Raw genomic sequence first — 9,482 nt, forward strand, 5'->3', positions numbered from 1 at the left:
CCCCCGGACGGGGACGGCGCCGTCGTCATGCGATGGTCGCTGCGGGAGCGGCTCAGTCGCCGGCCTGGGCGTCCGGGTCCTGGGTGCCGGGCATGCAGGCCGCCAACGGGTCGGCGTCGGCCTGCTTCTCGGCCTCCTTCGAGGCGTCGCCGGAGGAGGCCTCCGAGGACTCGGCCTCGGTGGTCGGCGCCTCCGTCGTCGTCTCGGGCGCCGTGGACTTCTTCGAGTCCTCGTCCTTCGAGGAGCTCTTGTCCCCGCCGGAGACGGACGTCGTCTCCGACGCCATCGAGTCCTCGATCGACTCCTTCACCCACTTGTGCAGGTAGTCCCAATCGGGGTGGCCGCCCTCGAAGTAGCTGTCGTGGCGCCGGTCCGGCAGGTCCACGCCGGGCACGATCGGGTACGAGGAGAACCCGGAGTCCTTGACCCTCCAGCCGAGGTCCACGAAGGCATCGAGGTCGTCGCTGGGGACGTCGGTCTCGATGTTCGAGCCGGCGACGCCCACGAGCTTCGTGAAGTTCAGGGCGAGCTTGGTGGGGTTCGCCTGCTCGGACACGGCGCGGACCATGCGCTGCTGGCGGCAGACGCGGTTGAAGTCCGTCGAGCCCTCGCGGGACCTCGCGTACCAGAGCGCCTTGTCGCCGTCGAGCTTCTGCTGGCCCGGGTCGATGTACCCGGTGATCGGGTACTTGCCACCGGTGGCCTGGTTGGTGCCGCCGCCGATCGGGATCTTCCGCTCGACGTTCAGATCCACGCCGCCGATGGCATCGACGAGGTCGGAGAAGCCCTGGAGGTTGACCATCGCGTAGTAGTCGATGTCCAGGCCCAGCGTCTCCTGCACGGCCCACTCGGTCGCGGTGAGGCCCGGGTCGTCGTCGTTCGGGAACAGGTCCTTGTTGTCGTTGGCCCAGGTCCAGACCGCGTTGATGAGGTTCTGGCCCTTGCCGAACGCGTCGAAGCCCTCGGGGAACTTCTTCTGCGCCACGGTGCCCTCGGGGAAGCGCACGTACTGCAGGTTGCGGGGGATGGAGAAGAGCGCCGTGCGGCCGGTCTTGGTGTCGATCGAGGCGACCATGATCGTGTCCGGGCGAGTGCCGGTGCGATCGGCCCCGGCGTCCTGGCCGAGCAGCATGATGTTCACGCGCTCGGTGTTCTTCCAGGGATCGCTCGAGCTGAGCTTGCCCGAGCCCCCTCCCGAGCGGAACACGCTCTGGTTGCCCAGCAGGCCCTGCGCGGCGTACACGTACTGCTCGGCGCGGGCGAAGGGGATCGCGACGCCGATGACCATGACGAGGGCGACGATCAGGGAGACCACGCGGCGTCGGCCGTGCAGGCGCTCTCGGGTGTTGTGCGCGAGATTCGAGAGGATCACCTGGAGGATCCACACCAGGGCCACGACGCCGATCGCGATCATCAGGCCGATGAGCACCTTGCGGCTGCTCAGCAGCTTGAGCAGGGTGAGCAGAGGATCGCCGGTCGCGGCCCAAACGCCCGCGACGACCGCCGCGAGCACGACGATCCCCAGCAGCACCCAGCCCAGCCTGCGCAGCGGGGTCGCGAGCAGTCCGGTGCCGGGGATGAACGAGGTCAGCACCGTCCAGCCGGCCGCGCGGGGGAGCGAGCCGGTGCGGCGATCCCGGGTGCGCGGGCCCTGCCCGTCGCCCGAACCGCTGTCGCGGCCGTCGTCGGGCAGATCGGGGCCGTCCGGCGGCGGAGTGCCCGAGCCGGAGCCTCCGCCGGAACCGGCACCTCCGCCGGCACCGGTGCTCCCGTGCGCGGAGTCGCTCGAGGGCACGCGGGAACCGGCGTCGCCGTGGGTGCGCGCCGCGGCCACGCCCGTCGCGGCGGCGGCCGCGCCGACGGCGGCACCGGAGGCGGCGCGGGAACCGCCGCGCGCGTCGTCGTGTTCGTCCTGGCCGGCCGCGTTCGGGGACTCCGCGGAGGAGGCGCTGGCGGGGCTCTGCGGAGCCGGGCTCTGTCGGGCCGGGCTCTGCCGGGCAGCAGGGCTCGCGGTGGAGGCGACGGGACTCGACGCGGAGCCGACGGGACTCGACGCGGAGCCGACGGGGCTCGAGGCGGAGCCGGCGTCGTCCGCCTGCTCGGCGCGGTCCGCGGGGACCGGCGCGGCCGACTCCTCCTCGGCGTCACGCGGTCCCAGCGCGGTCACCGAGGAGCTCGCTCCCAGTCGCACCGAGGTGCGCGGCGGCTCCATGGGCTCGAGGACGGTGGTGGGAGGCTCCTCGGAGCCCCCGCGCGAACGATCTCGGGACTGTGCCGACTCCGCGGACTCCGCGGACTCAGCGGGGTGCTCGCGGCGCGAGACCACATGGCTGTCCGCCGCCGACCACGCGTCCATGTCCTCGTCCGACTCGCGCCGGGCGCGGCGCGCGCGAGGACGCGTGGAGTCGTCGACCGGCGCGGAGGAGGCGGCCGCCATCTCGGTGCGCTCGTCCCGCGGGGGACCGGCGCGGCGACCGCGGGGACGGGGCGCGGACTCGTCGGCCGAGGCGGCGCTCACCGGAGTGGGCGCGGCGCCGGGCGACGGGGCAGGGGCAGAGGGCGAGGGTGCACGCGACGGGGAGGGCTCAGGGGCAGGGCCCGTGTTCGCCGAGGCCGCGGACGCTGCGGATCCGGCGGATCCCGCAGAGGCAGCAGATCCCGCGGAGGCGGCCGATCCGGCGGAGGAGGGGCCGATCCAGCGGCGTGCTGTGCTCGCGTCGAAGCCGCCGGAGCGCTCACGATCCCGGCCCGCGCCCGAGGTCTGGGCGGGGCCGCTGTCGGTCTGCTCGTCAGCGCGCCGACCCACATGAGGGCGACGCGAACGGCGACCAGGTGTCTGGTCCGTCATGGCGCACATCCTACGGATGTCCCCTCCGGGCTTGTTCCTCCGCCCGTGCCGGGCGTGTGAAGAAAGGACGCAGGTGCTGCGTCGGGGCCCCGGGACCCCCGCGAGCCCGCCGAGAAACGGGAGGAATCGGATCATATCCCCCTCGTGGGGGTGCCGGAGCGGCGTGTCCGAGGGGCTTCGTGCGTGCCCGTGGGGAGGGTCCGCGGGCATGCGCCTCGGCGTGGCAGGTCTCACCTCGCAGCCCCTCCCGTCGTGCGCTCGGTCCGTATCCTGGCGTCATGCGCCTCATCCACACCCCGCAGACCGATCTCACCTACGACGACTGCTTCTTCCTGCCCTCCCTCTCGTCGATCGGGTCGAGGTTCGAGGTGGATCTGGGCTCGGACGACGGCACGGGCACGACCATCCCGCTGGTCGCCGCGAACATGACCGCCGTCTCGGGGCGCCGCATGGCCGAGACGATGGCCCGTCGCGGCGGGCTCGCCGTGCTCCCGCAGGATCTGCCCGCCGAGCGCGTCGAGGACATCGTGCGCAGCGTGAAGCGCCGCGATCCCCTCGTCGACCACGCGCTCACCCTCGAGGCGCACGGGACCATCGGCCAGGCGCGCGCCCTCATGCCCAAGCGCGCCCACGGCATCGTCGTGGTCGTGGGGGCCGACGGACTCCCGGTCGGCGTCGTCTCGGCCGAGGAGCTCTCCGGCCGCGATGCCTTCACCGCCGTGGGCGACGTGGTCAGCACCGACGTGCTGCGCCTGAGCGCACGGGAGGCCGCCGGCGAGCCCGCGCCCCTGCATGCGCGCATCGCCGCGACCCACCACGAGGCCGCCCTCGTGCTCGAGGACGACGGCTCCCTGCGCGGCGTGCTCACCGCGCGCGGCGTGCTGCGCTCGACCATCTACACGCCCGCCCTCGACGCCGGGGGGCGCCTGCGGATCGCCGTCGCGATCGGCATCAACGCCGACGTCGCCGCCCGCGCCCGCGCGCTCGTCGACGCCGGGGCCGACGTGCTCGTCCTGGACACGGCGCACGGCCACCAGGACCGCATGCTCGAGGCGCTGCGCGCCGCCCGCGAGGCCGTCGGGCCGCAGGAGTCCACGAGCGTGCGCATCGTCGCCGGCAACGTCGTCACCGCCGAGGCCACGCGGGACCTGATCGAGGCCGGCGCCGACATCGTCAAGGTGGGCGTCGGTCCGGGCGCCATGTGCACGACCCGGATGATGACGGGCGTCGGCCGCCCGCAGTTCTCCGCGGTCCTCGAGTGCGCGAGCGCCGCCCGCGAGCTCGGCGCGCGGATCTGGGCCGACGGCGGGGTGCGCCACCCGCGCGACGTCGCCCTCGCGCTCGCCGCGGGCGCGTCCAACGTGATGGTCGGCTCGTGGTTCGCCGGCACCTTCGAATCGCCCGGCGATCTCCACGTCGACGAGCGGGGCCGCGCGTACAAGGAGAGCTTCGGCATGGCCTCCAAGCGCGCCGTCAGCTCGCGCACGGCGGCCGAGGACGCCTTCGCGCGCGCCCGGAAATCCCTGTTCGAGGAGGGCATCTCCTCCTCCCGGATGTACCTGGCCGACGGTGCGGGAAGCGTCGAGGACCTGCTCGACGAGATCACCGCGGGCGTGCGCTCCTCGTGCACCTACGCGGGCGCGGGCGACCTCGAGGCGTTCCGCGAGCGGGCCGTCGTCGGCCTGCAGAGCGCGAGCGGCTACGCCGAGGGCAAGCCGCTCGCCCAGTCCTGGAGCTGACCTCGGCGCGCGCCGCCGTCGTCCGTGCGCAGGACCACCGGTTACGCTCGGGGCATGACGACTCTCGTGATCGGTGGTGCCGGGTACATCGGGTCGCACGTGGTGCGACTCCTGCTGGAGAAGGGCGAGCAGGTGGTCGTGGTCGACGACCTCTCCACGGGCTTCCGCTCGCGCACGGAGGGCGCCGACCTCGTCGAGCTCGACGTGACGAGCAAGGACGCCGTGGACCGCCTCGCCTTCCACCTCACCAGCTCCGGCGCGGACTCCGTGATCCACTTCGCCGCCCACAAGCAGGTCGGCGAGTCCGTCGCGAACCCGGAGATGTACTGGCACGACAACGTGGGCGGTCTCGCCAACGTGCTCGCCGCCTGCGCGAAGGCCAAGGTGCGCGACGTCGTGTTCTCCTCCTCCGCGGCCGTCTACGGCATGCCCGACGTCTACTCCGTGACCGAGGACCTCGAGCCGCGGCCCATCAACCCCTACGGCGCCACGAAGTACGTGGGGGAGTGGATGCTGGCCGACGCCGAGCGCGCCCACGACATGCGCACCGTCGCCCTGCGCTACTTCAACGTCGCGGGCGCCGGCTGGCCCGAGCTCGCGGACACCCTGGTGATGAACCTGGTGCCGATCATCCTGGACGCTCTGGACCGCGGGGACGTGCCGACGGTGTTCGGCGACGACTACGACACCCCCGACGGCACCTGCATCCGCGACTACGTGCACGTCCTGGACCTCGCCGAGGCACACGTCGCCGCGCTCGACTACCTCCGCGGCGACGACCGTCCGCACCACGTGTTCAACGTCGGCACCGGCACGGGCTCGAGCGTCCTCGAGGTGATCGACGCGATCGCGAAGGTCAAGGGCATCGAGATCGAGCCGCGCCTCGGCGAGCGCCGCCCCGGCGATCCGGCGCGCCTCATCTGCTCGACCGACCGCATCCGCGAGACGCTCAGCTGGAAGAGCGAGAAGTCGCTCGAGGACATCGTGCGCTCGGCCGTCGAGGCCCGCGACGCCGCGAACGGCGCGGACGCCGCCGGGTCCTCCTCGGAGGGCTGAGCCCGGGAGCACTGAGCTCGGCAGGACCGGGCCCGGCGCTCACGCAGACGAACGAGGCCGCATCCCCGCTCCGGGGATGCGGCCTCCGACGTGCGCGGCCGGTCGTGCCTCAGGTGCCGCGCCTGAGGCGCCGCGCCTCAGGTGAGGTAGCGGTAGATCGGGTCGTCGGGGTCGATGCGCTCGATCTGCATGTTCGAGGCGGCCATACGCGACAGCAGGGGCTCGAAGTTCTCCTTCGCGCCGAGCTCGATCCCGACGAGCGCGGGCCCCTCCTCCCGGTTGTTGCGCTTGATGTAGTCGAACAGGACGATGTCGTCGTCCTGCCCGAGGACCTGGTCCAGGAAGCGCCGCAGCGCTCCCGGCTCCTGCGCGAAGGTGACCAGGAAGTAGTGCTTGAGGCCCTCGTGGACGAGGGAGCGCTCGACGACCTCGTTGTAGCGCGAGACGTCGTTGTTCCCTCCGGAGACGACGACCAGGATGCCGTCGCCCGTTTCCCCCTGCGCGCTCGGGGCGTCGTGCGCCTCGGTGCCGATCGCCTCGGCCTCGTCGGCGCCGTCGGGCCGTACGAGGCCCGTCGCCACGGCCGCCGCGGCCAGCGCGCCCGCGGGCTCGGCGATGATCCCGTCGGTCTGGTAGAGCGCGAGCATCTCGGTGCACACGGCGCCCTCGTCCACCGCGACGAGGTCCGGCCCGATGGCCTGGGCCGCGCGCAGGGTCTCCGCGCCCACGCGGCGCACGGCCGCGCCGTCGACGAAGCGGTCCAGATCGTGCAGGGTCACGGGACCGCCATGGCGCAGGGCCGCCGCCATCGAGACCGCGCCCGCGGGCTCGACCGCGACCACGCGCACCGAGGGCTCGCGCTCCCGCAGCCAGGTGCCGCACCCGCCCAGCAGCCCGCCGCCGCCCACGGGCAGCACGACGGTGGAGATGTCCTGGCCGTGGTTCTCGCGGATGTCGGTGAGCGCCTCGAGGGCGACGGTGCCCTGGCCCGCCATGATCTGGGGGTGGTCGAAGGGCGGGACCATGGTGGCGCCCGTGCGCCGGGCGTCGTCGGCCGCGGCCTCGGCGGCGTCGTCGAAGGTGTCGCCGATGAGGATCAGCTCGACCCGGTCGCCTCCGAGCGTCGTGATGCGGTCTCGCTTCTGACGGGGCGTGGTGCCGGGGACGTAGATGCGGCCGTCGATGCCGAGGGCCTGGCACGCGTACGCGACGCCCTGGGCGTGGTTGCCGGCGCTCGCGGCGACCACGCCCGCGGTGCGGGACGGGCCGTCCAGGGAGTCCATGAACAGGTAGGCGCCGCGCAGCTTGTAGGAGCGCACCACCTGGAGGTCCTCCCGCTTGAGCCAGACCGGTACGCCCGCGATCGCGCTCAGCCGCTCGCTCAGGTGCACGGGGGTGCGGCGCACGATGCCGTCCAGGCGCGCGGCGGCGGACTCGACGTCCTCGGCAGCGAGGACGGGCTGGGGCGTGTCAGTGGCGGACATGGGGTCTCCGGAAGGGGTCGACGACGGACGGGCGGGAGGGGTCGGAGTCGTCGTGCTGCCGCCCGCACGGGGCGCGCGGGGTGCGGCGCGCCGGCGGATCGGGCTCGGGACGACAAGGATCCTTGCCCCTGCACGGACAGTACGCAGATCTGCGCGAGGGTGCACTCCCGGTCGTCAGGCGGTCACGGGGTGCGGCGCTGGGGAGCCCCGGGGCGACCGGGCGCAGGGCGCCCCGGCGGGCGATGGCGGGCCGGGCGCACGGGGGAGGGGCGCGCGAGCAGGCGCTCGACGTCGTCGAAGACCACCTGGGGGTCCGTCTCCAGCAGCAGCGGCATCCCGGAGACCACGGGGATGCGCAGGCTCTGCGGGATCTCGACGGTCGCGATGATGAGGTCGGCGTGGAAGTCCTGGGAGAGCATGTCCATCACCGTGGTGGGCAGGACGTGCGCCTGGATGCCCCGGTGCGCGAGGTGCTCGCGGACCTGGCGGGCCAGATGTGCGGAGGCGGTGACGCCGGAACCGCTGACGACTGCGATGGTGCGCACGGACGCTCCCTTCCTCCGGACCCGGGCCCGCGGTCCGGACGGCGCCGGACCCCGCGCCGTGTGGCGCAGGTCACCATCCTGGCACGCGCGAGGCCCGACGACCAGAGGGTCCGAGGGGTGGACCCGCCCGCCGTCCCGGATCCCTCGTCCCGGCACGGGCTCGGGTCGTGGCCGGGCCCGGACCTCGCGGACGCAGGATGCGCCGCGGCCCCGGACGGGATCCGTCCGGGGCCGCGGCGATGACCTCCCGCCCCGCAGGGCGCGACGGTCGGTCGATCAACGATCGATCAGGAGGCGAGGACCTCGTCGAGGATCGACTCGGCCTTGGTCTCGTCGGTCTTCTCCGCGAGCGCGAGCTCGGAGACCAGGATCTGCCGCGCCTTGGCGAGCATCCGCTTCTCCCCGGCCGAGAGGCCGCGGTCCTGATCGCGACGCCAGAGGTCGCGCACGACCTCGGCGACCTTCTTGACATCCCCCGAGGCGAGCTTCTCGACGTTCGCCTTGTAGCGGCGGGACCAGTTGGTGGGCTCCTCCGTGTACGGCTGGCGCAGCACGTCGAAGACCTCCTCGAGTCCCTCCTTGTCCACCACGTCGCGCACGCCGACCAGGTCGACGTTGTCGGCCGGCACCTCGATGGTGAGATCCCCCTGGGCCACCTTCAGCTTGAGATAGGTGCGCTCCTCGCCCTTGATGGTGCGGCTCTTGACCTCCTCGATCAGCGCTGCTCCGTGGTGCGGGTAGACGACGGTCTCGCCGACGGCAAAGTTCATGTGTATGGCCCCTTTCCTGCCTATGAGTCTATCACGGGAGCGTCTGATACAATTCGCCGCCGCTCGACGGAAGCGCAGGTCGGAGCGGGTGCGAGACGCAGCTCGAGGTGTCGGCCGAGCCCGCGGACCGGGGTGCCTCCCGCATGCCCGGGATCACGCGCCCGCGGGGCTCGTCGTGCCCGGTGACAGGCCCGAGGTGCGCTACCCTGGACCGGTACGGCGTCGCCCTCCGGCGCGGCGTCCCCGATCCCTTTTCCCGTCCGGTCGCCCCTCCGGACGGACATGAACAGGAGTCCCCGTGAAGTCCCTGCGTCGCACCCGCCTCGCCCTCACCGTCGCCGCCGTGGCGCTGTCCGTCGGCGCGACCGGCTGCAGCTACATGAACCCGGTGCAGACGCACGACTTCTACCAGGCGGCCGACGGCACCAACGTCAGCCTCCAGGACTCCTCGAAGAACTTCACCTTCGGCGTGCGCAACGCGATCGTCATCGTGGACGACTCCCAGCGCGGCGAGCTCCTCGCCTCGGTCGTCAACTACACCGACGAGGACGCGACCGTGACGCTCGAGGGCACCTACGAGGGCGCGGTCGTCTTCTCGCAGCGCGTGAAGGTCGCCGCGAACACCACGGTCCAGATCGAGCCCAAGAGCCTCCACAAGGATCAGGACCCCGAGGAGTCCTCGCCCGCAGAGGTGGGCGTGGACGACTTCCCCGTCGCCGCGGGCAAGACCATGGAGCTGACGATGAGCGTCGACGGCCAGAAGCGCACCGAGACGATGCCGGTCACCGACACGAGCCTCGCGTACTACAAGAGCTCCGGCAGCTCGGCGTCCGACGGCGGCTCGTCCGACGGTGGCTCCTCGGACGGCGGCTCGGGCTCCGGCGAGGGCTGACCCGGCCCGCGCGCCGCGCCACCCGGCAGACAGATGGATCGGGGGGGCCCCCCCCCGGGGGGGGCCCCCCTCCAATTGGGGGGGGGGGGCGCAGAGGGGGGCCGGGGGGAGCCCGCCGGGGCCGGCAACAAGTTTACCCCGCCCCCCC

7 protein-coding genes are annotated in these 9,482 nt (G+C 73.0%); 3 read left to right on the forward strand and 4 right to left on the reverse strand.

All coding sequences use genetic code 11. The annotated features are described in order from the left end of the window. Positions 1 to 52: 52 nt before the first annotated feature. The gene (locus ACFQ53_RS17525) at positions 53 to 2,848 is read right to left on the reverse strand and encodes an LCP family protein (protein ID WP_377862217.1); all 2,796 of its coding nucleotides are present in this window, start codon (positions 2,846 to 2,848) and stop codon (positions 53 to 55) included. Positions 2,849 to 3,126: 278 nt separating this feature from the next. On the opposite strand from ACFQ53_RS17525, the gene ACFQ53_RS17530 reads away from it, so the two are divergent. Together ACFQ53_RS17530 and galE are read left to right on the forward strand one after the other, a co-directional pair. Continuing rightward, the gene (locus ACFQ53_RS17530; protein ID WP_377862220.1) at positions 3,127 to 4,587 is read left to right on the forward strand and encodes a GuaB1 family IMP dehydrogenase-related protein; all 1,461 of its coding nucleotides are present in this window, start codon (positions 3,127 to 3,129) and stop codon (positions 4,585 to 4,587) included. Positions 4,588 to 4,641: 54 nt separating this feature from the next. Continuing rightward, complete coding sequence (gene galE / locus ACFQ53_RS17535; protein WP_249480822.1) at positions 4,642 to 5,643, forward strand: UDP-glucose 4-epimerase GalE; 1,002 nt, start codon at positions 4,642 to 4,644, stop codon at positions 5,641 to 5,643. Between the two features lie 137 nt (positions 5,644 to 5,780). Here galE and ilvA read toward each other — a convergent pair whose 3' ends face one another. The 3 genes from ilvA to ACFQ53_RS17550 form a co-directional block, all read right to left on the reverse strand. Further along, positions 5,781 to 7,127, reverse strand: a complete 1,347-nt coding sequence (ilvA, locus tag ACFQ53_RS17540) for a threonine ammonia-lyase IlvA (protein ID WP_377862224.1) — start codon at positions 7,125 to 7,127, stop codon at positions 5,781 to 5,783. Positions 7,128 to 7,309: 182 nt separating this feature from the next. Next, positions 7,310 to 7,672: a PTS lactose transporter subunit IIB gene (locus ACFQ53_RS17545; RefSeq protein WP_377862227.1), complete on the reverse strand. Its 363-nt coding sequence runs from the start codon at positions 7,670 to 7,672 to the stop codon at positions 7,310 to 7,312. A 287-nt stretch (positions 7,673 to 7,959) separates the two neighbouring features. Beyond that, a complete protein-coding gene (locus tag ACFQ53_RS17550) occupies positions 7,960 to 8,442 on the reverse strand; it encodes a CarD family transcriptional regulator (protein ID WP_152352076.1) in 483 nt (160 codons plus the stop codon). 298 nt (positions 8,443 to 8,740) lie between these two features. On the opposite strand from ACFQ53_RS17550, the gene ACFQ53_RS17555 reads away from it, so the two are divergent. After that, the gene (locus ACFQ53_RS17555) at positions 8,741 to 9,334 is read left to right on the forward strand and encodes a hypothetical protein (protein WP_377862231.1); all 594 of its coding nucleotides are present in this window, start codon (positions 8,741 to 8,743) and stop codon (positions 9,332 to 9,334) included. Positions 9,335 to 9,482: the final 148 nt, after the last annotated feature.

It is taken from the genome of Brachybacterium sp. NPDC056505, from assembly GCF_042794925.1.
In the GTDB taxonomy this organism is placed as follows: Bacteria; Actinomycetota; Actinomycetes; order Actinomycetales; family Dermabacteraceae; genus Brachybacterium; species Brachybacterium kimchii.

Excerpts from the sequence above, each read along its gene's own strand:
- ACFQ53_RS17525 (WP_377862217.1), bottom strand. The coding sequence starts at position 2,848 with ATGACGGACCAGACACCTGGTCGCCGTTCGCGTCGCCCTCATGTGGGT.
- ACFQ53_RS17530 (WP_377862220.1), top strand. The coding sequence starts at position 3,127 with ATGCGCCTCATCCACACCCCGCAGACCGATCTCACCTACGACGACTGC.
- galE (WP_249480822.1), top strand. The coding sequence starts at position 4,642 with ATGACGACTCTCGTGATCGGTGGTGCCGGGTACATCGGGTCGCACGTG.
- ilvA (WP_377862224.1), bottom strand. The coding sequence starts at position 7,127 with ATGTCCGCCACTGACACGCCCCAGCCCGTCCTCGCTGCCGAGGACGTC.
- ACFQ53_RS17550 (WP_152352076.1), bottom strand. The coding sequence starts at position 8,442 with ATGAACTTTGCCGTCGGCGAGACCGTCGTCTACCCGCACCACGGAGCA.